The following is a 26,100-nucleotide window of genomic DNA, read 5'->3' as shown; positions in this document are numbered from 1 at the left end:
GACTCTCGGTCAGACCATAGCGGCCGTTACGCCAGAAGAGTCCAAAGGTCTCTGTCTGTAGGCGCGAGCGAAGGGTCGTCGTAGGCTATACCGTCGTAGGCTATACCATCGCCGCTTTAATTCTTCTGATGCCGGCGGAGCTGGCTTCTTCTTTGAGGATTTTGTAGTGTTTACCGTTTGGTTTGCCGTCGTCATCGGTAGCAAGCTGGCCGGTGTGGTCAACGTGCGGGCCACCGCAGATTTCGAGTGAAACTATGTGGTCGTCTGTACCCATTTGGTACACCTTAACCGTATCACCGTAGCGTTCGCCAAAGGGGCCGATTGCTCCCATATCGAGCGCCTCTTGGGTTGGGTACTCGGTAAATTTCACGGGGTGGTCTTCGGCGATCCACTGGTTTACGAGGTCTTCGGCGCGTTTGATTTCTTCTGGGGTCATTTTGCGGTCGAGGTTAAAGTCAAACCGCAACCGTTCTTCGGTGATATTGCTGCCGTGCTGGCGCAGTTCTGGCCCAAAAATTTCGCGTAGGGCACTTTGTAGCAAATGCGTACCGGTGTGGTAGCGTTTGTGCTGCATAGTGTGTCCACCTAGCCCGCCTTTGAACGTACCTTTTGCGGCCGTTTGGCTTCGCTGACGCTGTTCTTGCATCCTGGTATCAAATTGTTCACGCCAACCTTCATCTACTTCAATTCCCTGTTTAAATGCTTCCTCAACACTCAGTTCAACCGGGAAACCATACGTGTCGTACAGTTCAAATATATGTCTTCCCTCCAGCTTTATATATGTAAGTTCAGATTGTTCTACACTTGGGAGTGAACTAATGGGTGCTTCTTTGGTACTTGCAATCAATTTTAAATGTTTTAGTCCGTTTCGGAGGGTTTGGCGAAAGGTTTTTTCTTCTTTCACAAGGATGGCAATAACGTTTTCACGGTTTTCACGAACTTCGGGAAAATCCACTTCATAAATATCTGCAATCACTGGCACAACTGCTTCAAGGAAGTTTTGCTCTATACCAAGGTCAAAGGCAAAGCGAATGGCACGGCGCAGCAGACGGCGCATAACGTAGCCCTGCTCTTTATTGCTCGGCGTCACACCATCGACCGCCAAGAAGGTAGCGGCACGGAGGTGGTCGGCAATCACACGCATGCTTTCGGTGTGGCTATCGTACGTCTTGCCGCTGATTGTCTCTAGCTTTTCTATAATCGGCCAAATGACAGATATTTTGAACATATCAGGCGAGTTGAGCTGCGCGGCCGCGATGCGCTCAAGGCCAGCGCCAAAGTCGACGTTTTGTGCTGGCAACTTCTCGAAGCCAGCTTCGGTACGCACATACTCCATAAACACTGAGTTACCTATCTCCATAAAACGGCCACAGTCGCAGTTCGGGTGACAGTGTTCACCCCATTTTGGGTCGTGCTGTATAAAATCAAATTCGTAAAATACTTCGCTGTCGGGGCCACCTGGTTCGCCCGCAGGCATGTCGGCAATTTTACCAGCACGGCACCACCAGTTTTTGCTCGCATCGTAGAAGAAAATTCGACCGCTCTGCATGCCTTTGGTGTAGCCATCTGCCTCCGAGCCTATGTCGACAGCTTTGGCTTCAATGCCTTTTGTCTTGAATAGTTTTTGCCAGATTTCGGCCGATTCGGTGTCTTTTGGTATATTGTTTGCGCTGTCGCCAATGAACGCGGTGACATATAGCTTCTGGGGGTCGAGCCCGACCACGTCCGTCAAAAACTCCCAGAACCAAGGCAGCTGCTCGGCCTTGAAGTAATCACCAAGACTCCAGTTGCCAAGCATCTCAAAAAACGTTGTGTGGCGGTTATCGCCAACTTCTTCGATGTCTTGGGCACGCAAACAGGTTTGGCTGTCAACCAACCGGTTGCCTTTCGGGTGAGCCTCGCCTAGCAAGTACGGCAGTAGCGGCTGCATACCACTGCCCGTAAAGAGTGTGGTCGGGTCGTTATCGGGCACTAGCCGTGCCCGCGGAATGACCACGTGGCCACGCTGAGCAAAATAGTGCAAGTACGCCTTACGTATATCTTGTGCATTCATACGCTGTAGTATACCAACCCGCCCCCTATTTCGGCCATACCTTGCAAATAACCTGCACGTACGAGCATGTTATTTGCAAACACCGCAGACTTAACGACGAACATAATACACATTGTGCCTATGGAACAGCCGAAACACAGGGATTGCCGCGATAAGGAGGCCTGCGAGTATGGTGCCGACACCAAGTTTCATGTTTATTGGTATACTCCCCGTCCCTATTCCCGAGCTTGGTTCGGTGCTTCCGGCCGCTGCGGCCGCCTCCCGGGGGGCGAGCACGCGGTAGATACCTCCGTTTCGGCTATAGTACACATCACCCAGCGAATTTACTGTCACCTGTGAACCTTCAGCCACATACGTGTCAGCAAATGTGGTCGGGTCTACACTGAGTACCCTGCCGCCAACAGAAACTACTAGCTGTCCGGCACGGTTCGCAATGTTGCTAGCACTCCCGGCCCCGTTGCTAAAGAGCCTCGTACGTGCAACACCCAGTGTTTGAGGATTGAATTCAAAAAGTGTTGCTCCTCCTAAACCATATAGCTTGCCCCCAGGACCAACTACCATGCTGGTGATAGATTTTGCGCTCGCGACTGGCACGGTTTTCACCTTGAGTGTCCGCTTTTCTAGGTCATAGGCCACAAGTGCCGCACCACCCGCAGCGTTCGGTCCTACACTACCACCTATATACAGTGTGCCGTTATGATACAGAAGGCTTGCAATAGATTGGTCGTTTAGCACTGTTTGCGCAGGTAAAGACACGGCTTGTTTTGCTGTGGCATATACCCCCACAGAACCACTCGGCTTTGCGCCCATTTGACTCACCCCAAATGCAACCTGTCCCTTCGCGGCACCCGCAAGAGCACTCACCGTTCCAGCGCCTAAGCTAACCGGCCCGCCAAAACTAGGTGTTGTGGTCTGCGTGCCTGCATCATACCGTACAATCATACCCGTCGTCGTGCCAGCCAGAACTGACCCTTCAAGCGCAACCATACTTGCAACTGCTCCTTGCGGCTGTGCAACCATCTTACGAGCTTCTGACCTATCTCTGTCTGCTTCAAGTACGGCTGCCCGCTGAGCACCCGATGCAGCATAAAGCGTGTCGTCAGGTGCGATTGCCAGCGCCGTAACAGGCTGAAAACCACCTAAAAGGGGCGAGGGTGCGGCAATTTTTAAGCCCCGGTTTGTGGTATTTGCGACAGCTAGCCTGCCGCTGCGGCTATAGACAACGCACCGCGTTGCATCGAGCCAGCAGTTTCCGCGCACGGGCTGCATATCGTTACTGTTCGCCGCCTGTCTGAACGCCTTTGTGGTTGGGTCGTACGAACCAAGCGCACCGAAATATACCGTTGGTGGCCGCACCATAGTTACCGTAGTAGTGACAGAGGACGCTTCTGTCTGCCCTGTCTGTCCGCCAGGAGTCTGGGCAGAATCTGTTTCGCTTGCCTGTTCATTGTTCTGCGTCTGAGTCTGAGACTGATTTTGAGTTTGCGTCGGCTTCGGGTCGTTTTGTTTTTTGGGCTGCCCCGAGGTGCCAGTTGTGGGTGTATTCGTCGTGTCCGGTAGTGTTGTGGTCGGCTGGTTTGTTTCCGCTACGGGTTGCGCCACTGTAGGCGCCGCAGCTGGTACCGTCACAACCGTCTCTTGCGGGAGCGAACCAGCAATATTTCCAGATAACGCCCGCTGGTCAACAACAGCTGCTTGGGCTAGGTCATACACCACTGTTTGAGATTGTGTTGCGAGGTACAGAAATCCACCGTACGCTGCTTCGACCCGCAGCGAGGTCGTTCCTGCGGGGAGATTTTGGACAGCAAGTGGTGTTTGGGCGCCGGATTGGGCGTCTATACTAAGTATGCCGAGTCCGTTCGCACTGTACAGTTTGCCTTCTTCATACGCCAGACCACCCTCGGCCTGCGGCAATACCCCTGCATCACGCCACGCGCCGGTTCCGGCACTGTATCGGTACAAACGGCTTGTGGACTGTGTCTGCGCCACAAAGTACGCCGCACCACCATCGGCTACTACAGCGTCGGTAAAGGAAACCCGTGGAGAACCTGGCAGTTCCTGCTCGCTAACAGTCAGTTTATCTGGGTCAACATCGTAGACATAGCCAGCGCTTGTTCCTACAAGCACATGGCGGTTCGGTAAGCTTGCATACGCCCGAGCGGTCACAAATACGCCATCAACGCGCTGCTCGGCACTATAGACTCGCTGCATGGTACGAAGATTTATCACCTGCAGCGGCGCATTAATACCCGCAGGCATAGTCACTGCCAGTGGCACACCATTTTTGTCTTTGGTAAGCACCATGCCATCAATGCTCGTCGCAATGAATGGTTTGCGAGCCACCAGCTCTTCAGAGGACTGCGCAAAGGCTACCGGCATCCAGACACCAAGAAGCATCCAACCTAGTACCGCTGCCATATAGACAAAACGGTTAACCCGAAACGGTGCGTGAGATAACGCAAAAACCATGAGAGACGACCTTTTTTAATTTTTGTACTGTTTATTTGATGAAGTACATGCTTATGGTAACAAACCAAAATATGCCCGTCAAGTGGCACAAATAACATCTCTGTTGTGTTGCAAATTTTACTGCGTAACTGGCATCACGCCACGATGCCCCCGCCGAGTACGGCATCCCCTTCATACAGAACAGCCGATTGGCCGGGAGTGATGGCGCGAACAGGGCTATCCAGGTGAAGTTCACCCCTGTTTTTTTGGGTATCCCAGGTGAAACGAGCTGGAATGAGCTCGGCGCGGTAGCGCGTACGCACAGAGTACGCTTTTCCTTCTGTTGGCGCATTGTTAATCCAGTGCAGTTCAGCAAGCTGGAGGCTATCGCGCCAGAGACTCGAGTCTTGGATGTCGGTGGTGACGTAGACTTCGTTTTTCGCCATGTCTTTGCCGGTGACGTAGTATGGCAGGCCCCCGCCCACCCCCAGCCCTTGGCGCTGACCGATGGTGTAAAAGATGGCTCCGTCATGTTCGCCAATTCGTACCCCGTTTTGGTCTACGATATCGCCATGGGGCTGTTCGCCGAGTTCATGGATAAGAAAATCTTTTATCCCTACTTTACCTATGAAACAAATCCCTTGGCTGTCTTTTTTACCCGCTGTGGCTAGACCACGTTTTTCCGCTTCGGCGCGTACTTCCGCCTTTGTTGAGAACTCACCAATGGGCATGAGGCTGTGGCGCAGAGCGTCTTCCGTGACCCGGTAGAGGAAATAGGTTTGGTCTTTTGCGGTATTGGCGGCAGTATGCAGCGACGCGGAGGTTGGTAGTTGGTAGTTAGTAGTTGGTAGTTGGTAGTTGGTAGTTGGTTGTTGGGCGTCAGGAATTTGGAATTTAGAATTTAGAATTTGTTTGGTATTTGATATTTGTGATTTGGAATTTGCCGAATTATGAATAATCCTGGCGTAGTGTCCGGTGGCAATCATGTCTGCGCCATCGGCTAGGGCTGCCTCGAGAAAAAGCTTAAACTTGACCTCTTGGTTACACATAATATCTGGGTTTGGCGTAATGCCCCGGCGATAGCCGTCAAGCATATAGTCAACTACTCGCTGACGATATTCGGTCTCGAAATCGTAGAGCTTGAAGGGAATGTCGAGCTGCACCGCCACTCGCTTTGCGTCCTGATAGTCCTCTTTCCACGGACAGAGCATGCCAGGCAAGTCTTTACTCCAGTTCTTCATATAGACTCCCGTGACGTCGTAGCCCTGCTCTTTCAAGAGCGCCGCTGTTACGGAACTATCCACACCGCCGCTCATACCAACGAATACTTTCATGGGAATAAGTATCGAGTATAAAGTAGTAAGTGACAAGTGCGGTCAAGTGTTTTTGGGTGGGGGCATAGGGCTTAGTTGCGGCCGCAGGCCGCCAGGAATCGTCGCGCTAGCGACATAGCTTAGTGGTGGCCATGCGTAACCTCCTGGCTCAGCTGTTGTCGGCTTTGACAACTTCCGACAGGTGGCGCGACTTGTTTGAGTGAAGTTAGGAATGCCAGTGGCAATCCTGGCTGAACGAGTTGTCGCGTCAGTTGTCAAAACGAACAACTAGCTGACCAAGAGGTGGAGCTTTTGGCCTGGTTTTAGGTCCAGGACCTTTTGGCAGCAAAAGGTCCTGGTCGGCTGGCGGGCGCGAAGGCCCGCATTTGTTTTTGCGGCAAAAGAGCTTGGTCGGTTTAGCGTTGGATTTCGTTGTTGTATAGCTGCGCCTGCTGCTCAAGCTGCTTGTGGATGGCTGTCAGCTCGTAACGCTTACCAACCCAGAACATAGCAATAATGAGTGGGACCATTAGCAGTAGCGGCCACCAGATATATACAACTTTTGTGACCCCTCCACCGTTTGCTCCATTTTTACTTCCTGTGCTGCTCTGGGTAACAGGCCCATTTCCAACACCAACAATCTGTAAAAAAGCAGTCGCGCCGGTAGAATCGGTCGCTTTTACAACCACCCGATATATACCAGCGGATTTATAGGTATGGGTAATATCAAATGTGCCGGCAAATGGCTGACTCTTCAGGTCTGTCGCACTGCCGTCACCCCAGTCGACACTTATGGCGTAGGGTCCGGTACCACCACTAAGAATGATTGGCCATGTTAACTGTGAGCCAACGGGAGCACCAAGCTTAGCAAGGTTACTAGAAAGAGTAATACGCTGCCCAAAAGCAGCAAATTGGGTGTCCTGAAAAGTAACCGTCACTTTGTTACTCTCAGGGCCCTCTTGGTCAAGCGCATCATATACCTTGGCAACAAGCTCATTGCTCCCGCCAAAAATGTCAACCTGTATACTGTAGCTCCCCCCGGCGCAATCCGCCGAACCAACAAAAATGTTGTTGCTAAAGATTTTTACCAGCAGACCAGTTTTACAGAGACCACTAACTGTTATAGGGGTTGTGTTGAAACTACGGCCCGATGTGGGGGTTGTAATGGTTGCCGGCGTTGTTGGGGGTGGACTCGAAACTTTTCCCTGCAAACCAGTAGTGCCACTTTGTTGGGGGTTGGGGCTACCAATTTGTCCATGTACCGTTGCAACGGTGCCAACAACAAGCAGCAAGCTTAGCACGGCAGTTGGTAAAAGTTTCTGTGTAATGTGTCTCATAAATGACTACTATGCTTATGGTATACCTCAAGCATACCGGAAAATGAGCTCCGCGACCAGACGTGTCTTCTAGCGACGACCAGCCCGACGAACGACACCGGCGTTATAGCGCTTTATTGCTCTCGGCAAACCAAAAATCGCAAAGATTATAAGCCCAAGCAGCACTAAACCTATGACAATCAATACAAGAGGAAGTACAAAGAAGCTCGTCTTCCCGCTAATCAGCTGCCCCGTGGTCCCATACCCAAAATTTCCTTCAACCGTATATTTTCCCCATGAGCCAACTTTGTCAAGCTTTATGCTAAACCGCCTTATGCTATCTGGCAATACATTGCCCTTGGGGTCGGTGTTATTTATTTCTGTCGTTTGCAAGACTTTGTCACCTTTTCGCAAAATAATCTTCCCGAAGGGCTGCTCGTGAACATTTCCGGTGTTCTTGAAACGTGCCATCACATACAAATTCTTATTGCTCGTAAAGAACGCGCTCCCGCTATTTGCCGTTTCGCTCTTCCTTACGTCAAAACTGGCTAGCGTCATGCCCTCTCGAATATCACCAGGTACACGAACGAGAATGAGCGAACCTACACTTGCTGAAAGAGTAATGTTTTGTCCTTGCTTGCCGCTTATTGCCAAAAATCGGACTGCCCCAAAATATCCGCCACCTGCGGCATCTTTTGGTATAGTTACGCTTACTTTTACGTTTTTGGATTCACCTGCGTTTACCGAAATATTAGGAATAGCCGCAATATGACGCTTTAGGCTATGGCTAGGAGCATATTTATCATCATCAAGGATGAGGGCCGGCTGTCCAAGCTCGTTGTCACCGGCAATAAAATCGTTAACGATTGCCTTGTATGTTGTGTTCGAGTTGGTTACGTTTTTTACGGTCACCGTTACTGTTTTTGTTTCACCGGGCGCAATGACTAGTTCTGTTCTAACGGGAGAAATAAAAATACCACTACCACCATCTTGTGTCTGGGCGCTGGCGCTTTGAATAGCCAGACTAGCCGTAACCCCGACCACTGCAATAACGATTGATACAAGTTTAATAAAATTGCGCATGGCTTCCCTCTTTTTAGTCTTTGCACTTATGGTAACAGAAACGGAGTTTTTTACAATGTATTGTCGCTGTTATTTTTACCATATGCTCATCGTGTGCTTGCATTATGTCTCGCCCCTAAACGTTCACTGAACGTGGTTCGCCTTTTTGACGTATGCACAAGAAAGCCAGCTCAGAATGTTGCGAGTGCAATATACTGTAGCGTTGTCACATATATACCAGGCGCCTGTCCATTCGCAATATTGACTATATAGCTTATGGTATATAGTCGATAGGCATCTGATGTTGTTGAGTTTGCGATAACATCGCCGGAAACAAACTTATAACTATTTGGGGTATTGTATCCCGCACCAATGGTTGCCACACCGCTTCCCTGCACTTCCTGTCCCACAGATGGGTTCACGTTAGCTCGAAGATTCATACCAAACTGATTCACACCTTGCCGAGATACATCTGGTACTGCAAGTGGTGTAATTGTATTCACTCCAGACGTAAGGGTCGGGCCAAATGCTCGTACGGTATACCCAAACTCAGCGTTCGTCGCAACGAGCATTTGCAATTTTCCTGTTTTCGTAGACGTCGGAGAAAAGTCGCCAAAATCTGTATATGCCCCTGTTGCGGTACCACAGTCATACGGCTGGATTGTCACTCCCGTACAAAAGAGCAAAAATGGAGGCACTGTTACGTTAATGCTTAATGAGCGGTTAATATTAAACGCCAGGCCGCCATAGTCAAGATTAGGACCGGTTGCATCTGTGGACGCAAATGACTCTACCCGAATAAAATACGTTCCTGCGCTGCTAGGATTGACGATGTTTGAAAATTCATACAATGCCGCGGTGTTGGCGGGGGGAATACCCGGCGTTCGCGTTAGGATTATTTCATTACCTGTCGAGGCTGGAGATATTGTGAAGCCATTTATCCCCGTTTGCACTTCTAGGACAGCTCCCGTTGCACTAAAACCCGTTGGTGGTGTGCAAGGTTGGCCAATCAACGGGTCATTGGCACACACTTGTAAACGTACACTCCCAACCGAGGAAGCGCTCTGGTGGACAAACGAAACCTCGTATCGAGTCGTCGCACTTACTACAGAGTTTGACAGCTTAACTGAACGAACCTGTAGCTGAATCCCCTGGGCCATATTTACCCAAAAGACTACTCCCCCCAGCATAACTGGAAGGAGTAGTAGAGAGAAAACACCTTTTTGTATTTTGGAACGATTGAACATAGGAGACCTTTCCACCGTTCCTCGTATTGTACTTCTAGAACGTACCCGTCGCAATCAGTATCTCATTGCCTGTGTAGATGCCGGCTGGAGTCGTTAGACTTGGGGTGGCAGCAAACACTAGGTTGCTATTGATGCGGCTGACTGGACCAGTACTAGAGGCGATTGGGTCACCGTAGGTACTTCTGACACCTTCTGTTGTGTTGCGGTTGTCCATACCGTAGTAGATGGTGCTTGGGGTACCTTCGTTCTCATGCGTACCATCGTTGTAGTTCGCGTCGGCCGTGATTGTACCGGTGCTCGACGCAACACCCGTGGTTGTCCGACTGTCTGAGACAAAGAGTCCAAAGGCAGCGGTGCCAGCGACGAGGTTAACAGGTGTGCTACCGTTACCACCACCGTTGATGCCAGGGATGTTACAAGTACCAGCAGGAGGTGAGGTCGTGAGACCAGCAACTGCACAGGTGTTCGTGGCTTTCATGCGGACAATGGCGCCACTGGTTGCGTTTGTAGAAAGCTGCATGTAGGCCGTAGCGGCGTCAATGGAGCCAGCGTCAAGTACTTTTGGTGTACCTTGACCAATTTCGAGAGCGGGAGCGGTTGACTCAGCACATTCGTCGACACTTGCACCACCGGTACCGTCAATGTTTACACCAGAGACACAGAAGGTCAGTGTTTCCATAACGCGAGCCGTGATACTAATTTGTCGGACTGTGCTCATAGCAATACCACCGTAGTCAACATAGGTACCCGTGGTAGTTGCACCACCGGTGGTGTTGGCTGGTGAATACCCAGAACCGTTACCGGTAGCATAGGTAAGTACGCGAGCATAGAATGATGTTCCTGCTGCAGTTGTTGGGTTGGTGAACCCACCAGTAAACGTAATAGTGATTGGTGTCGCTGCTGTCAAGGTGAGGCCGGTGACAAGCACAGTGTGAACTGGGCTACCAGACCCAACTGTCGCGACGCTACCGGTGTCTACCGTGGGGCTTGAGATAGTTGGTACTGTGGCGGCAGAGAATGCACATGTTGCGCCAATGAGCGGTGTGTCACCACAGAAGTCAACAATGAGCTCCTGCGCATTTGCGACTGGCGTAAAAGTTAGTTGATACTGAACACCAGTGGCTGATGGTGTAGAGTCGCTGAGCTTGATGGAGCGGGTCGTCACCTGCGCGGCTTTCGCGACAGATTGCTGCAAAAGCGGCATGACTGCCCCCGCCAGCAATGCCAAGGCCGACAGGAACGCCGCGCTGCGTCCAATTATTTTATTATTTATTTGCATAACACTGTTCTCCTATAGTTTTTATTTTAGGTGTTAACCTCGGCATCGTATCACGCTTGCGGCTAGTTTTTCAAGTATAAAACTATAGGAGCGAGAAGCCGATACGCTCGTTGCGCACCGGCTTCTCCTTACATACGTTGTATATTCTACTCTATCTGTAGACCCTAGAACGTACCCGTCGCAATCAGTATCTCATTGCCTGTGTAGATGCCGGCTGGAGTCGTTAGACTTGGGGTGGCAGCAAACACTAGGTTGCTATTGATGCGGCTGACTGGACCAGTACTAGAGGCGATTGGGTCACCGTAGGTACTTCTGACACCTTCTGTTGTGTTGCGGTTGTCCATACCGTAGTAGATGGTGCTTGGGGTACCTTCGTTCTCATGCGTACCATCGTTGTAGTTCGCGTCGGCCGTGATTGTACCGGTGCTCGACGCAACACCCGTGGTTGTCCGACTGTCTGAGACAAAGAGTCCAAAGGCAGCGGTGCCAGCGACGAGGTTAACAGGTGTGCTACCGTTACCACCACCGTTGATGCCAGGGATGTTACAAGTACCAGCAGGAGGTGAGGTCGTGAGACCAGCAACTGCACAGGTGTTCGTGGCTTTCATGCGGACAATGGCGCCACTGGTTGCGTTTGTAGAAAGCTGCATGTAGGCCGTAGCGGCGTCAATGGAGCCAGCGTCAAGTACTTTTGGTGTACCTTGACCAATTTCGAGAGCGGGAGCGGTTGACTCAGCACATTCGTCGACACTTGCACCACCGGTACCGTCAATGTTTACACCAGAGACACAGAAGGTCAGTGTTTCCATAACGCGAGCCGTGATACTAATTTGTCGGACTGTGCTCATAGCAATACCACCGTAGTCAACATAGGTACCCGTGGTAGTTGCACCACCGGTGGTGTTGGCTGGTGAATACCCAGAACCGTTACCGGTAGCATAGGTAAGTACGCGAGCATAGAATGATGTTCCTGCTGCAGTTGTTGGGTTGGTGAACCCACCAGTAAACGTAATAGTGATTGGTGTCGCTGCTGTCAAGGTGAGGCCGGTGACAAGCACAGTGTGAACTGGGCTACCAGACCCAACTGTCGCGACGCTACCGGTGTCTACCGTGGGGCTTGAGATAGTTGGTACTGTGGCGGCAGAGAATGCACATGTTGCGCCAATGAGCGGTGTGTCACCACAGAAGTCAACAATGAGCTCCTGCGCATTTGCGACTGGCGTAAAAGTTAGTTGATACTGAACACCAGTGGCTGATGGTGTAGAGTCGCTGAGCTTGATGGAGCGATCTGAAAACTGTGCTGCACTCACTAATGCATGCTGCAGCACCGGTACGGCGCTACCAACTACGAGCGCCAGCGCCATCAGGGCGGCCGTCGGGCGTCGTAGCGACTTATAGTTGATATTCATAGGTAAATCTCCTTAATGTTGTAACGTGTTAATTAATATTTACATCATCAATGTAACACTCCTCTTACAATCTTGCAAGAATATTTACAGAGAAAATTCATACTTTGTTGTAAAAATTAATGCTAAACGTTGTTAATAATATATATAACACTTTTCGCTTCGACTATTTTAAGTTACCCAAATATGGCCCTATTCATTGTGTTCAAATACTAATGGCTCGCATAGACAAGCTTTGTTTTTTGTTTCGGGTGCAGAGCGTTGCGCTACGGCTTGATGAAAACACAGGCAGGAGCAACGTACCGCCTAAAAGGTTGCCGTTGCAACGATAGATTGTCCGGTGGAATATGTACCGCCTGGGGTGACGGCAGATATATTCGCAATATAAGAAATTGTGTAGATTGTATAGCTTGATGAAGATACAGACGAGGCAATTGTATCTGTTGAATTGTACTTAAATGAGTTCACCGTATTATAAGCAGCAGAAACTGTGCCAAAACTAAAGGGCTCAGTGGGGTAGTCGGGGTCATGGACCGGTTCGGTTCCGAACGCATTTGGTGATGCTGTCGCAAGATTATTCGCACGCAAGTTCATGCCGAACTGTTCGCTGCCAACACTAGATGCAGCTCCCGACATCGGCGCTAACTGGTGACCACTGTTGGTAGGTGGCGCACCGACAATTTGCACGACGTAACCGCTACTCAAATACGACTTTACCTTGAATTGAACAGTGCCTGTTTTCGTTGAGCCTGTGTCTAGCACGCCGAGGTCAACATCTGGCGAACCTACAATTGAAGCCTCGAGCCATGGAGTTCGGTCGGTGTTGAAACCAGCCTGAGCCTGAAACGCGCTTCCTTTCGTATTACCAACCGTAAGCTCTCCTGCTGACTGCTTCGAGCAATAACTCCCAGAACAGGCGTTCAGTTCGCCGCCAGTACCAAAAAAGACTTCGTTGACCTGATAACTTGAGGAAGATGACTGTTGCGCAAATACGGCCGTAGCACTCCAGCTAGTTGCGAGTACAATCGAGACGAGGGAAATCCGAAATAATGTTTGTATTTTCATAATAGTATTCTACTCACGCTTATTTTCTCGCATTTTGTGTTTCGATGCAAACAAAAGACCTCTTGCAGAATACGCCGTATATCCAGAACGCGATGATTTTTGTTTCAAATTGGCAATAGCCGACAAATCGTAACCGTTGTTACGATGCGAAGGTTATTGATTTATTTGGGACAAAAAGGGCGCGTTATGGACTGCGGAGTTATTTTGCGGGGAGGTCTTAAGCAACAATATTATTCCTTTTAAACGGCTCGTGCTGTATGATTAAATCAGTATAAGCATAAGAGAAAAGCCCCATGGCAGATGATGAAAAAAAGAACGGTGAGGATTCGAAAAGTCTCGAGTCTGCCGGCAGCAGCAGCTCTCTTGAGACGAGCGCGGACGACAACAGTCTCGAAAACAGTGCGAGTTCGGCTGGCAAAATAGACGATACGCCTTTGGCATCAGCCCAACAGGGCTCTTTTGTCCAGCAATTCATCAGAAAAGTGAATATTTATTTGTTGTTGTTCGTATTCTTGCTTGCAGTTGCGGGTGGAATAATTCTTATTACATATCTCAACAGCAAAAAACAAGAAAAAAGCACCATTCAAACTCAATCCCTCAGTCAAGATACACTCAAGCAGCTCGCAACCAGTGACGTAACAGTCGGTCAGCCGAAACAAATTCTGAGCGTGCAAAGTAATGCTGTGTTTGCTGGCAAGGTACTCATACGTGACAGCCTAGAGGTTGCAGGGGCAATTCAGGTTGGAGGAAGTCTTAGCGTGCCTGGAATAACCGTGTCGGGTAATAGCATATTCGAACAACTCCAGGTAAACAAAGGCCTAAACGTAGCAGGCGATACAAGCATTCAGGGTCAGCTTGCCGTCCAGAAAGGACTGAGCGTTGCGGGTGGCGCCACCTTTGGAGGGACGATATCCGCGCCAGCAATCACCGTAAACACCCTGCAGATGAACGGCAGTCTTACGCTTACTCGCCACATTGTCATTGGCGGTTCTACACCCGACAGGGACAACGGGCCAGCCCTCGGAGGCGGCGGTACCGTCGCGCTCAGCGGCTCCGACACCGCTGGAAGTGTCAATATAAACACTGGGACCAGTCCCGTGGCTGGCTGTTTTATTACCGTCAACTTCACTCAAAAGTATAATGCCACACCAAATGTAATTGCGACTCCTGTCGGCTCAAATGCCGCCCTTGTCGGCTACTATGTAAACCGTAGTGCTTCGAACTTTAGTATTTGCGCCGCAAACAACCCACCCGCAAACGCCAGCTTTGGGTTTGATTATTTCATTGTGGAGTAGTCCGGACTTACGGTTTCGTCTTACGTGTCATACAAAGTATTATTTGTACAGACCCTCGACAGTTTGCTGCCTACACATTTGAAAACGCCAAAAAATTCTAACGAAAACGCATGCTCGAGAGTATATTATAGAAAATACTATAGCTTGGATTTATTGCACTGTCAGTATACTTTAGGAACACTGCATATTCCTTACCGCTGTCGGTTTTGATAGTGAAGAAATTGCTCCCATCTTTTGATATTGTCCCCACAACGGCCCGACTCGGGTTTGCCATATCGCACAAAAAATCTACCTCTTGCCATTTTGCTGGAGCAAGGCCGGTCTTAGCATCCCGCTTGCTTGCCTCTGTGAAGGTAGTACAATTTTCTGAAACGACATCATGTGAGATGGTAGCCGAGCCGCCATAGACAACGATTGCCCGGTTTATGCCTAAGCCTTGGGGAGTTTTATTGATAAATATCTCCAGCACCTGACCGTCCGAGTCATGGATATACATGTAATTGGGAGTATGCGTTGACTGGGTCACGGGCACTTCTTTCCACCCGCTTGGAGCCTGAAACATAACTTCAGGTTTTTCAAATGTCTCCATCTTTAGCGTATTTGCGCCGTAAGACCTACTAAGAGACGGTGTGCTTTTAATTTCCTGTTTCGGTGAAAGTCTGAGATTGTTTAAGCCGTACACTATCCCAACAATAATAAGTATTACGAACAACCAAAAGAGACGCTTTTTAAGTCTTGTATGTTTGTGTAACTGTCTATCGAGCTGATACATACCCTGTCCCCGCCTGTACTATACCATAGTTGACCAAAAGCACCGGAAACACCGGTGTTGGCCTACACATCCAAGAACACAATGACACTGTCTGCTTTAACATGCATAATCCCACCCTGTATACGGATTTTTTCTTCGCCGGTTTTGGTACGGACAATGATATCGCACGCCACAAGGAGCGTGATGAAATTGTGGTGCCTCGGCAAAATGTCAAAGGGACCTGTCTGACTCGCCGCACTGATACTTTCGGCATCACCATCAAAATATACCTTGTACGGCGCATAGACCTTTACATACATGGAGGTGCTGTCCGCGGTGCCCTGTTTCGCCTGGGATGCTTCTTTTTCCTCTGTTGGCTTCACTTGGTCTTCTTGCATACTGGGCTACCTAAATGATTATTTCTTCGATGCTCTTGAGGGTTTCCTCGCGCGTGAAGTAATCGCCCTTTATGCCGTTGTGTTTTGTCATGACATTCATGTTTTGGGAGAAATTGGTAATGAGCTTTTTAGCCTTGGCGTAGTCAGCTCGGTCTGCAGGGCTCAGTTCGTTTTCACCAATAATGGCGATGATGCCTTTGAGTGACTCATACTTCTGCAGCAGGGCTTGCACCTGAACACTCAGGAGGTAATGTCGTTCGCCAACAATCTCCGGCGTGAGTAGGCTAGAGTTTGTAAGCGTTAGGTCAACTGCCGGTCGCACGCCTTGTTCGGCCACTTTACGCGACAACACTATAATACTGTCCATCTCATGCTGAATAAATTGCACTGCCGGGTCAGAGATATCATCGGCTGGGACGTAAATAGTCTGCACCGAAGTAATGGAGCCGTTTTCGTTCGCGCTCAAGCGGTCCTGAAGAACTTTCACGTCCGAGAAAACAGTAGGCTCATATCCACCTTCGTTTGGCACCTGGTCCAAAATGGTCGAAAGTTCGTTGCGGGCCTGAATGTAACGGAACATGTTGTCCGCAAAAAACAATATGTCTTTGTGTAGTTCATCGCGAAAATGTTCCGCTGCAGCTGTTGCCGACACACCAATGAGTGAACGCTGTACCGGATTTTCGTTCATTTGCGCAAAGAACATAACGGTGTTCTTAAGCAGGTCGTTTTCGCGCAGTGTATCCCACAGCTCGTGTCCTTCACGAATACGTTCACCAATGCCGGCAAAGAAAGAAAGGCTACCGTCACTCTTACCGCCGCCTTGGGCAGTATTGTTTATAAGCTCCATGGTAGTCACGGTTTTACCAACACCGGCACCTCCAATTACCCCAATTTTTCGCCCTTTTACAAAAGGAGTCAGGAAGTCAATGACTTTTATGCCTGTTTCCAAAATTTCTGGTTTGGCCACGGTAAAATTACTACTCCGGGGCGGAAGTTTCATGATATCTTTGCGTTTTGCTTCGTCGGCGCCAATGGCCGGCTGGCCGTCCAGCGGGTCGCCAAGGGCGTTAAGAATGCGGCCAATGGTTGGCTCACCAAGCGGCACTTCAATCCCTTTGCCGGTGCGTTGTACCGTATCGCCCTTTAGGAGGCTCCTGTCTGTTCGCACATTGAGGCAAAAGGCAATGCCGCCGACCTCAAGATGGTCGACGAGCAGTTGCGTTTTCTGCTCGTTGTCGGCCGCGAGTATTTCGTTGATTTCGGGTGGGTCTGCGTCAAATTGTACGCGCACAACGAGGTCTTTTATGGAAACTACTACGCCAGCCACAAGTCGCTCCCTTCGGTCGCTTCAAATTCCAAATTCCAGATTCCAGATTCCAAATGAAGCTCATTGGAATTTATGTATTGGAATTTGTTTGGTATTTGGTATTTGGTATTTGGTATTTGGCCACTCATGCTGCCACTCCTGCTTTACTCTTTTTCATGCCATTGATAATCTCTTTTAGACGTTCGTCTTTCACGCCGCGGCGCGCCCGGTTGTAAGCAAGGTGCAGGTCGGCTTTTTCTTCGTCGGCTCGTTGGTGCGAGGCACTCATAGCACGGAAACGCGAAGCATACTGAGCCAGCTTCGACTGTAGTATCAACTGCCCAAGCGCAATTTTCATCATAGAACGCTCGAGGTGAGAAGCAACGGCGAAACTAGACGGCTCAAAAATATAGTTTGCCTCACTAATAACCTCATCGGGTTTATCACTTGCCATACCAGCAGTTTTGACCGCCATAGAAAGCGAGATTCGCTTCACTTCCTGGTTCATGAGGGATATATATTGCTGGTAAAACACACTGCATTTTTTGTACTCTTGTACTTCCTTAATAATGGGCGCAACATTGATATTTTTGTCTTTACTGGGCAGTTTGTAATACTTCCGGAAGGAAACACCTCGCTGCGAAAGCTGCATCGCGCCGTGATGCCCAATGACAATGATGTCGTTCTTGTCTTTATCGTAACTATCGAGCATGGACTGCACGAGTTTTTGGTCAATGTCACCACTAAAACCACCTTCGGCTGTAATGATAATATAAAGCTCTTTATCGATTATGGTATGACTCTTGCCTTCATCTCGCCCAAAGCTAAACAGGCTGTCGACACGAAGCTGGGTATAGATTTTCCAGATTTCATCAAAGAATTTAGTGGACTCAAGAACCTGATTTTTCGTTTGGGCGATGCGCATACTGGCAATACCCTCAAACACACTGGTTAACTCTACTAGTGTTGCCATGCTGGCTTCATCTTTGGCGATTTCATTTGGCCGCCTCACCGGTCGCTCCCCCTGGTCGCTCCAAATACCAAATACCAACTACCAACTACCAAATGAAGCTCATTGGAATTTATGTATTGGAATTTGGTAGTTGGTAGTTGGTCATTCATGGTTTTTTCTCCGGAATTACCGCATCCATGACGTGACCATTTGTCGCTGCCTTGTTTTTTTGCTTTTCAAGCTCAACAGACATCATTTCGTCAACTTTTTGCTCCTCTGTCTTTTCGGGTTTCGCTGTCTCGGTATGTTCGGTAGCCTTCGGTTCTTCTTTTTTATCCTCATGCTTTTTCCCGCCTAGCAGCTTCTTGAACAGCGGGTGCGCCGGTTCGTCCGAGTGTGTCTGTTCTGGTTGTGCAATAGGCGCTGGCGGTGACGTATCGGCACTATCTGAATGCTCTTCTGGGGTTGGGGCGGGCGCTACCGGCTGCTCGGCAACTGGCTCTGGCTGCGGCGCACTATCTGTGGAGGCCTCGGAATCACTCTCTGCTGGTTTTTCTACGGGCGAGGTATCATGCTCTTCGGCAGGAGTGGCTGCTTTATCCGAAGCATCTGGTTTACTTTCTTCGGTTTTTTCGGACTTTTCACCGTCTTTTGCGGCATCTGCTTTGGTGTCAGTGGCGTCTTTTGGTGCATCGGGCTTGTCTGCCGTTGGTTCTTTTGTATCGACCGGTTTTGGTGCGTTCTTCACGCATTCACCGGCAAGCATGTCGTGAACCTTCTGGTAGCCTTCGTCTTTTTCAACCTTCTTAGCAAAGTCGTTGGCGTTTAGCTTGAGGGCATTTATATCTAGTACTGCGCCGTCTTCAAGGTTCAGTACTATATCGAGCATAAGCTGCTGCGCCATAAGCGAGAAGGTGTCTCCGGGCGCCTGCGTCAAGAGTTCAAACACACGCTTACCGGTGGCAAGCGCCTTTTTGGCTTCAGGGCCAAGCTCCGAACCGAAGTGCGAAAATTCCTCGGCTTGTCTGTAGCTCGCGAGCATTTTGAGCGTTTGCGCAGCAAGCTCTTTTTGGCGCTTGTTGTGGCCGACACCACCGGCACGCGTCACGCTCAGGCCGATGTTGAGCGCTGGGCGAATACCATTTCGGAACGTATCCATATCAAGAATCCATTGACCATCGGTAATAGACATAATATTTGTCGGCAAATAGGCAGTAATATCACCATTGGCCGCATGAACGACCGGAATAGAGGTAAGACACCGCCCCGTGCTGTCAAGACGCCCAGCGCGCTCAAGCAAGCTAGAATGGGCATAGAACATGTCGCCAGGGTAGCTATCTCGCCCCGGACTCACCCCAGAAAGCAGCGCAACTTCGCGGTAGGCATGGGCGTGGCTGGTCAGGTCGTCGTAGACAATAATGGTGTCTTGGTCGCACTTTTGCCACAAATATTCGGCCATAGCACATGCCACGTACGGTGCAATGTAGCTCATAATGAGCGACTCAAACATGGTGCTCACAACAACAATAGCTTTTTCCATACCGCCGTTATCTTGCAGGCGCGTGAGGAGGGTATCGACATCGCTACGACGCTTCGCAATAAGGCAGTAAACCACAATCTGGTCAGTATTTTTTTGGTTAATCGCCAGCTGCGTAACCACAGTACTTTTACCCGACTTACTGTCTCCCAGCAGAGCCATGCGCTGACCGCGCACCATCGGAAAGAGAGCATCTATGGCCGTCACGCCGCTTTCAAGCTGGTCTTCTACGAGCTTACGGGTGTACAGGGGCGGCGCGGTATTAAAGACCGGCCATGTTGCGTCGGCCGGAACTGGTCCTTTGCCGTCCAGGGGGTCGCCAGTTACCGAGACAACCCGACCCACAAAGTCCTTGCCAACCTTACATACAAGCTCTTGATGCTGCAAAACCGCTACCATGCCGACGCGCAACGGCTCCGAACCAAGATGCAGCACCAGCACATGGTCCTCCAGAATTTGGTTTATGAAGCCCTTGCTCCCGTCTTCGAACATAACGAGAGCATGAAGGGCAGAGGGCTGGAGGCCGCTAACCTGCACGAGGAATTTATCAACACCAATCACTTCACCAACCGGCTTGCCAGATTCGACCAATTTTTCAAAGTGTTGGTTACTAAAACTCATGATACTCCCTCGACCACCGGTGGTGCAGGCATTGTGGCAGTGGCGGGTTGGGCGTTTGACTCCCGTAGCCGCTTCATTAGCAGCTCTCGTTTGTCGGCAAATGATTTCCCGAGTGACATATCAAAATACCGGTTTGTGGTACGAAGCACACAACCCGCTCCAATGCCCGGCTGCAAACCAACCGCTACTAACACATGCGGGTGTACATGTGCCCGCAGCCACATGAGTAGTTTGGCAAGAAACTCAGGAGTAGGGTCGGCACTAAAGCTCATATGTATTTTCGGCGCTTCTTTACGGAGTAGTTTCAAAAACTCGAGCAGGCTTTTTCGAGCATGCGGGTCACGCAAATCGAGTTTGTTTGTTTCGGCCAGCTGGTCCATCAGAGCACTCAGCTTGGGAAGCTGCACGTCCGCACCGGTCCGAATCTTGTCGCTGGTCATCGCTGCTTCAAGTCGTTCGAGTTCACGTATAAGCCGGCCCAGGTCAATCATACCGACAACCCCTACCGGCAAAACTGGTGCCGCCTGAGTTTCAGGCACCATGATTTATATCCTGTATGATAGCTTCGCGGTTTGCCTCAAGGTCAGCCAAGATGTATTCGAGTTGGTCGTTCAAATCAATTTGGTCACCTATAGCGGCAAGCACGTAATGGTTGATGATATCGGTCATATTCTGCTCGAAACGCTCAACCATTTGCTGCTTCTCGGCAACAATCTGCGCCTGTACCTGCTGACCTAGCTGGGCGCGCTGTTCCTCTATGGCAGAGTTTGTCTTCTGAATAGAGTCTATGGCAAGCTGTTTAGCGTCGTTAATGGACTGTTCGTATTTTGCGAATTCATCTTTGAGATTTTTAGTAATCTCTTCCTTCATGTATTCGTTTAGCTGGCTGGTGGTGAGCCGAAGATCTTGCTGCAAAAACATAGCATTTTCGGAAATAATCTTCTCGAAGTGAAGACGACCCCTGTTGCGAAGCTCTTCCCGGAAGGTGTCGTTGAATATGTGCTCCACATCTTCTTCGGCAGCTTTTTCTATATCGGCATTGTCATTTCCTTTTTTCTTGCCGCCGGTTGTACCCATACGCACCGCGAGCCATATGAAAGCCAGAGTCGCTGCCAGTAAGCTCCCGAGTATCAGTGCCAGCTGCCAAATTGTCATATATGCGTCCCCACCCCTATATGCTTGTGTTTACAATTTCAATAGTAAGTATATCGCGATTAGGCCAATAACAAAAACGATTAGCCCCAGTACCACAACCTGAATAAGCCCCCGAAGAATAGACTTCTTCGCGAGAGGATTGCGACCGATGGAAACGAGGCTACTGCGTACCCCGCCGTACAGTAGGCTGCCAGTCATAAAAATGGTAATAAGCAAGATAGCCAAACTTACGTACAGTCGTACAGTGCTCACTGGTTTGCCCGCAATACTGTCGCCTGACTTACGCAAGAAAGCTGGAACGGGTGGTCCGCTGACCGAGACGGCGAGCGGATTACGCGAAATACCAATGTCTATTTGTATAAAGCCAATGGCGACATCTTTCTTGCCGGCTGAGGTCGTAAGCGCAGCATTGCCGCTAACATTTTTTGTGCCGTCAAAGCCACTGAGTGCCTTGCCAAGAATTACTCCTTGCCGCGAGTCTGCCTTCATGCCTATACCGTCCAGTGCCGATATGCTTATGATGTCACCGCTTTTGATTGCGCCGTTCTGGTTGCTTACCAGCGCGTCGTACTTGCCGTTTGAAGCAACATACACTTGCGCGTTACTACTATCGCCGCCCAAAGACACCACGGTGTCGTTTGCCGAGACAACCACGCCGTGCATGGCTTTGTCGGTTTTGTTCGTGAGCGCCTGAACTTTTCGGCTATCTTTCGGGTCAAGCATGACTATCATGCCCTTCTGGACAACCCCAGTTACACCGTAGCCCTGTGAAACCGTTTGCGCGCTAACGATACTGGGGAGCGAAACGACTAACCCAAAAAGCGCCAGTAAAACAAACCGCTGTATTTGACGAATCTGTTTTTTTATCTGTTGCATATGCTTCAAAGTATAACCGTTTTACCACTGATACGACAAGGCTTTTTATCGGTTTCTTCGCAACTTTCGACTATACTAGAGAGACTATGTCTATCACCAAAGCAATCATCCCTGTAGCCGGCTGGGGAACACGCCGGCTTCCTATTACTAAAGCCATTGAAAAATGCATGCTACCCATTGGCAATCGCCCAATCGTCGACTACGTTGTGCGCGACTGTGTCGCAGCTGGCATAACCGACATTTACTTTATTGTTGGCGAACAAAGCGAACAGCTGCACACCTACTACCGTGATAATGTCGAGCTTACCGACTACCTTATCCGAAACGGCAAACAAGATATGCTACCGCTTACAGAGACACCTCTTGCTCGGTTTCACTACATCGTACAGCCAAGCTACGGCAAATACGGCACCGCCGTTCCAGTTGACCTAGCCATGCCGTACGTCAACGAAGGTGAATCTGTGGTGGTTGTCATGGGCGATGACTGTCTCTATAACAGTGACGGCAGCTCCGATATTGTACGTATGCTCGAGGCAACCCCAGAAGGACAAAGCGCTATACTTGCCGTGCCGGTGACCGATAGCTCCATACAGCAGTACGGCCACATTGTAGCTGACGACCAGGGCAATTTGGTGCGAATTATTGAACATCCAGACCCCATGCCAGAACAATTCATGAAAAATGTCAGCAAGTACGTCTTGAATTACTCTATGCTCAAGGCGGTGAGCGAATACGTTGCCCAGCCTATTGATGCGGGCAAGGAATACTACATCTTCCATCCATTCCAAAAAGTTATAGAAGACGGCGGTGTCATGAAAGTAGTTTCCGCGCAAGGAAAGTATCTCGATGCGGGAACCGTCGAGGGCTGGCTCCACGCCAACCAAGTCGTGATAGCCGAAACCCACCCCACCAATCTCTAGACCCAAGGAAAACCATACTCAAAACCATACTCAAAGGACAGTCCTCTTAGAGTGGTTTTTTGTAAGAGATAGTTATTTTCTTCCATCTGTTGTTTCGTTGTGTTATTTACCTTTTGTTATATCTGTGAGCGCTTGAATGAATTTTTCCATATCGGCTTTGGTGGTTGCGCGGCCCATGGTAATTCGCAGGCTACTCTGGGCAGCCTCATCGCCGATGCTCATGGCGCTCAGTACGTGACTTGGCTCCTCGGAGCTTGCGCTACACGCCGAGCCAGCTGCAGCGAAAAACCCACGCTCTTCGAGCTGCAAGAGTACGCGCTCGTTATCGAACCCGGGCAAGGTAAGATGTACATTGTTGGGCAGGCGGTATTTGAGCGACCCGTTGATGATTACACCTGGGATTTTTTGGCATAAGAGGCGGATAGCTCCGTTTTTCACTTCGTTTAGTCTTGCAGCCTCGTTTTGACGCATCGTTTGCGCCACATCAAGTGCCGTTGCGAAGCCGATGGCACCAGCGACATTTTCGGTACCACTACGCAGCCCTCGTTCTTGTCCGCCACCCCGGATTATCGGAGATAGCTTCACGTGACTTGCCGCGTATAGCACGCCGGTTTGCTTTGGCCCGTATATTTTACCGCCATTTAAGGTCATGAGGTCAATGCCAAGGCTCGCAACAGATAGTCCAAGATAGTTTGCCGCCTGGCACGCATCGGTATGAAAGTACAGGGGCGTCTTATTCCCTGCCTTTTTTCGTTCGGCACGGATTTCTGCCAGCATGGCCGAGATATGGCGCAAGGGTTGAATGGTACCGACTTCGTTATTCGCGTACATGACGCTCACGAGCACCGTATTAGGAGCAATTTTCTGACGCAGGTCGTCTAGAACCACCCTGCCCTGCTCTGTCGCAAGCGCAACGGAACAATTAAACTGCTGCGCCGGTGCTAGCACAGACTCATGTTCAATGCCGCTAACCACAACGGAGCAATTTGGAAAATTTGCCATAACTCCCGCTATAGCTAAATTATTCCCTTCTGTGCCACCAGCAGTAAAAATAACTTCGGTCGGTCGTGCCCCGAGCCAGTGCGCCACCCTACCCCGCGCATCTTCCAGCGCCTCCCTTGCCTGCCGAGCCGGCAAATACGTAGCCGACGGGTTGTAAAAGACGTCTGAAAAATACGGTTGCATAGCAGCTAGTACCGCTGGGTCAACCGGCGTTGCCGCCGCGTGGTCAACATATATCATAGTATTATTTTAACTCCATAATCATTGTGCTACCACTACTGAAGTTATTATGAGCAAAGCGAACGAGGCGATAGCCGAGCTTTAGAGACAGGAAGAGAGCTGGTGCGGATTCACTCGGCAGCAGCGAGGAGGTGAGACTTGCCAGTGGCGAGTCGCAAGGCAATCTTCCGGGGCAAGCTATGCCTGCCGCAGTGAAGTTGCGGGGTCGCAGGATGTGACAAGGGCATCCTTAATTCTTTATACCCCCGCTTGTGCTAACAGTGGGTCAAACTTCCCATGCATTCGGCGCTGATACTCTTTTATTGCTGCACCAAAACGCTCGGCTTCTTCAAGTGATGCGGGCTGATACGGCTGGCCGTCCTGCGCTTTGTATATCCCTTGAGGCCGTATGTCATACCGAGTTGTTCTCACCTGGCGTGAACCGTCTTTGTCCGTCCATTCTTCGTGCCAAACCCACGTGTGCCGGTCAAGGCAGAAGAATTCACGCCGAGTGCCCGCTGGAATCTGCCCAAACACCTCACCGCCCATCTTTGCAAGGTCCCTCAAAATATTGCGGTGGATGGTTGCTTTTCGCGCTTCAATATCTTCTGAGCCTATAATATTAAGCAGCTTGCGTAACATCACCTGCCTCCGGTGGGATAGTAGTGTATTGCGCTGCCACTTGGGCTCGAGCTGCGTTAAGGCTCACGACATTTCCTGTATTTGGCGGCACGCCCGCACTATTCTCAGTTGTCTGGAATAAGTAATCCATAGCACGGTCAACCATCATTTGGCTTTTAGATATTTCTGCAACTATGGGGTTAGTTGACCCGGGCGTATCTTTGATTGCATGGCGGGCAATATCTCTTTGAACAGCTTGAACTTGTGGTAATCGTCTGTGATTTGCAATAGAAAACGCGTAATCGTTTGCAGAGGCATCGGTCTCAACCATAACAGCCCCAATCATATGCCTCTCAAGCTCGCTGAGAGCAGGAGCTTTATTGGTCATCTCTGGACTCTTTATGAAAGAGCCAGTAAAAGTGGGGAGTTGGATTTTCATACTATGTACGTTTAAATAACTTCCTTGCATTTGTGGTGGTTGTTACGGCTAGCTCACTAACAGTAGTACCTCTTAGCTCTGCTAGAAACTCCGCCGTTTGCACTACATGCTTCGGCTCACACACTTTACCACGAAAGGGCTTAGGAGTCAAGAAGGGGGCATCTGTTTCTAACAGTAGTGAGTGTTGTGGAATTGTGCGATATGTCACAATTTGCGCTTCATCCCGTGTAAAGGTGGCAATACCGTTGACTCCAATGTACAGCCCATGGGCTACTGCTCGCTCCATATTTTCCTGCGAGTCAGTGAAACTGTGCAGCACACCCCTTACCCCCTGGTAACTTTCAAATATCGGCCAAAAATCATCGAATGCCTCTCGTACATGAAAACTAAGCGGCAGATTGTGTTCCAACGCCAGTTCGAGCTGAAACCGCAAAACGGCCGCCTGGTCTTCCTTGGGCGAGTGGCCATAAAAATAGTCGAGCCCACATTCTCCAACCGCCACCACCTTTGGCAGCGAGGCAAGCGCCGCAAACCGCGCTTGGGTGTCGCGCCCCAAATGGTCTTTTGCCTCATGGGGGTGAATACCAATGCTTGCCCAAACTCCTTCGTGCTTTTGGGCAAATGCAACCGCAAGTTCACTATCTGCCAAGGTGGTGCCGATGGTGAGCAGGCGCGTCACACCAGCCTCACGCGCAGCAGCCAAGACCGATTCTGCGCTCCGCGTGTTTTTGTCTGCAAACCATTTATCGTGTACGGGCGTCAGGGCGGCTTCTATTTCATGCACGTGACAGTGCGTATCAAAAAACGAGGGTGCCACCT

Annotated in this window: 23 protein-coding genes; 2 read left to right on the top strand and 21 right to left on the bottom strand. The window is 50.0% G+C overall.

Annotated elements, in window-relative coordinates:
- Nucleotides 1-100: 100 nt before the first annotated feature.
- The 9 genes from IPP75_05600 to IPP75_05560 all read right to left on the bottom strand — a co-directional run bounded on the left by IPP75_05600 (nucleotide 101) and on the right by IPP75_05560 (nucleotide 13,189).
- Nucleotides 101-2,053: an alanine--tRNA ligase gene (locus IPP75_05600; protein QQS69356.1), complete on the bottom strand. Its 1,953-nt coding sequence runs from the start codon at nucleotides 2,051-2,053 to the stop codon at nucleotides 101-103.
- A 90-nt stretch (nucleotides 2,054-2,143) separates the two neighbouring features.
- Complete coding sequence (locus IPP75_05595; GenBank protein QQS69355.1) at nucleotides 2,144-4,522, bottom strand: hypothetical protein; 2,379 nt, start codon at nucleotides 4,520-4,522, stop codon at nucleotides 2,144-2,146.
- Between the two features lie 134 nt (nucleotides 4,523-4,656).
- A complete protein-coding gene (locus IPP75_05590) occupies nucleotides 4,657-5,835 on the bottom strand; it encodes a tRNA-specific 2-thiouridylase (GenBank protein QQS69354.1) in 1,179 nt (392 codons plus the stop codon).
- 395 nt (nucleotides 5,836-6,230) lie between these two features.
- Nucleotides 6,231-7,151: a hypothetical protein gene (locus tag IPP75_05585; GenBank protein ID QQS69353.1), complete on the bottom strand. Its 921-nt coding sequence runs from the start codon at nucleotides 7,149-7,151 to the stop codon at nucleotides 6,231-6,233.
- Nucleotides 7,152-7,220: 69 nt separating this feature from the next.
- Nucleotides 7,221-8,213: a DUF916 domain-containing protein gene (locus IPP75_05580; GenBank protein ID QQS69352.1), complete on the bottom strand. Its 993-nt coding sequence runs from the start codon at nucleotides 8,211-8,213 to the stop codon at nucleotides 7,221-7,223.
- Between the two features lie 170 nt (nucleotides 8,214-8,383).
- The gene (locus IPP75_05575) at nucleotides 8,384-9,352 is read right to left on the bottom strand and encodes a hypothetical protein (protein QQS69351.1); all 969 of its coding nucleotides are present in this window, start codon (nucleotides 9,350-9,352) and stop codon (nucleotides 8,384-8,386) included.
- 121 nt (nucleotides 9,353-9,473) lie between these two features.
- A complete protein-coding gene (locus IPP75_05570; GenBank protein ID QQS69350.1) occupies nucleotides 9,474-10,718 on the bottom strand; it encodes a hypothetical protein in 1,245 nt (414 codons plus the stop codon).
- A 164-nt stretch (nucleotides 10,719-10,882) separates the two neighbouring features.
- Nucleotides 10,883-12,127: a hypothetical protein gene (locus IPP75_05565; GenBank protein ID QQS69349.1), complete on the bottom strand. Its 1,245-nt coding sequence runs from the start codon at nucleotides 12,125-12,127 to the stop codon at nucleotides 10,883-10,885.
- A gap of 303 nt (nucleotides 12,128-12,430) precedes the next feature.
- Nucleotides 12,431-13,189, bottom strand: coding sequence for a hypothetical protein (locus IPP75_05560; protein ID QQS69348.1), 759 nt, complete (start codon nucleotides 13,187-13,189; stop codon nucleotides 12,431-12,433).
- A gap of 293 nt (nucleotides 13,190-13,482) precedes the next feature.
- Between IPP75_05560 and IPP75_05555 the strand changes: the two genes are divergently transcribed.
- The gene (locus tag IPP75_05555) at nucleotides 13,483-14,484 is read left to right on the top strand and encodes a hypothetical protein (protein QQS69347.1); all 1,002 of its coding nucleotides are present in this window, start codon (nucleotides 13,483-13,485) and stop codon (nucleotides 14,482-14,484) included.
- A gap of 97 nt (nucleotides 14,485-14,581) precedes the next feature.
- Here the strand turns inward: IPP75_05555 and IPP75_05550 are convergent, their stop codons facing one another.
- From IPP75_05550 to IPP75_05515, 8 genes are all read right to left on the bottom strand, one after another.
- Nucleotides 14,582-15,256: a hypothetical protein gene (locus IPP75_05550; protein QQS69346.1), complete on the bottom strand. Its 675-nt coding sequence runs from the start codon at nucleotides 15,254-15,256 to the stop codon at nucleotides 14,582-14,584.
- A gap of 62 nt (nucleotides 15,257-15,318) precedes the next feature.
- Nucleotides 15,319-15,633, bottom strand: a complete 315-nt coding sequence (locus IPP75_05545) for a F0F1 ATP synthase subunit epsilon (protein ID QQS69345.1) — start codon at nucleotides 15,631-15,633, stop codon at nucleotides 15,319-15,321.
- Nucleotides 15,634-15,643: 10 nt separating this feature from the next.
- On the bottom strand, nucleotides 15,644-16,960 hold the full coding sequence (locus IPP75_05540; GenBank protein QQS69344.1) for a F0F1 ATP synthase subunit beta: 1,317 nt from the start codon (nucleotides 16,958-16,960) through the stop codon (nucleotides 15,644-15,646).
- A gap of 124 nt (nucleotides 16,961-17,084) precedes the next feature.
- A complete protein-coding gene (locus tag IPP75_05535; protein QQS69343.1) occupies nucleotides 17,085-17,990 on the bottom strand; it encodes a F0F1 ATP synthase subunit gamma in 906 nt (301 codons plus the stop codon).
- A gap of 67 nt (nucleotides 17,991-18,057) precedes the next feature.
- Nucleotides 18,058-20,049 (bottom strand): sodium-transporting two-sector ATPase, encoded by a 1,992-nt coding sequence (locus tag IPP75_05530; protein ID QQS69342.1) that lies wholly within the window; start codon nucleotides 20,047-20,049, stop codon nucleotides 18,058-18,060.
- A complete protein-coding gene (locus IPP75_05525) occupies nucleotides 20,046-20,591 on the bottom strand; it encodes a hypothetical protein (protein QQS69341.1) in 546 nt (181 codons plus the stop codon). The genes IPP75_05530 and IPP75_05525 overlap by 4 nt, the downstream gene beginning before the upstream one ends.
- The gene (locus IPP75_05520) at nucleotides 20,581-21,204 is read right to left on the bottom strand and encodes a hypothetical protein (protein QQS69340.1); all 624 of its coding nucleotides are present in this window, start codon (nucleotides 21,202-21,204) and stop codon (nucleotides 20,581-20,583) included. The genes IPP75_05525 and IPP75_05520 overlap by 11 nt, the downstream gene beginning before the upstream one ends.
- Before the next feature lie 30 nt (nucleotides 21,205-21,234).
- Complete coding sequence (locus IPP75_05515; protein ID QQS69339.1) at nucleotides 21,235-22,080, bottom strand: hypothetical protein; 846 nt, start codon at nucleotides 22,078-22,080, stop codon at nucleotides 21,235-21,237.
- Nucleotides 22,081-22,166: 86 nt separating this feature from the next.
- Between IPP75_05515 and IPP75_05510 the strand changes: the two genes are divergently transcribed.
- Nucleotides 22,167-23,000, top strand: coding sequence for a hypothetical protein (locus IPP75_05510; protein ID QQS69338.1), 834 nt, complete (start codon nucleotides 22,167-22,169; stop codon nucleotides 22,998-23,000).
- A gap of 102 nt (nucleotides 23,001-23,102) precedes the next feature.
- Here the strand turns inward: IPP75_05510 and IPP75_05505 are convergent, their stop codons facing one another.
- From IPP75_05505 to IPP75_05490, 4 genes are all read right to left on the bottom strand, one after another.
- Nucleotides 23,103-24,242, bottom strand: coding sequence for a cysteine desulfurase (locus IPP75_05505; protein QQS69337.1), 1,140 nt, complete (start codon nucleotides 24,240-24,242; stop codon nucleotides 23,103-23,105).
- 237 nt (nucleotides 24,243-24,479) lie between these two features.
- Nucleotides 24,480-24,863 (bottom strand): hypothetical protein, encoded by a 384-nt coding sequence (locus IPP75_05500; GenBank protein QQS69336.1) that lies wholly within the window; start codon nucleotides 24,861-24,863, stop codon nucleotides 24,480-24,482.
- Nucleotides 24,844-25,281: a hypothetical protein gene (locus IPP75_05495; GenBank protein ID QQS69335.1), complete on the bottom strand. Its 438-nt coding sequence runs from the start codon at nucleotides 25,279-25,281 to the stop codon at nucleotides 24,844-24,846. The genes IPP75_05500 and IPP75_05495 overlap by 20 nt, the downstream gene beginning before the upstream one ends.
- A 1-nt stretch (nucleotide 25,282) precedes the next feature.
- Nucleotides 25,283-26,098 carry a TatD family hydrolase gene (locus tag IPP75_05490; protein ID QQS69334.1) on the bottom strand — a complete coding sequence of 272 codons (816 nt, stop codon included), beginning with the start codon at nucleotides 26,096-26,098 and terminating at the stop codon, nucleotides 25,283-25,285.
- Nucleotides 26,099-26,100: the final 2 nt, after the last annotated feature.

It is taken from the genome of Candidatus Saccharibacteria bacterium (assembly GCA_016700375.1).
GTDB lineage: Bacteria > Patescibacteriota > Saccharimonadia > Saccharimonadales > UBA4665 > JAGXIT01.
The sequence above is the reverse complement of the archived record's forward strand: the minus strand, read 5'-3'. Positions and strand labels throughout refer to the sequence as shown.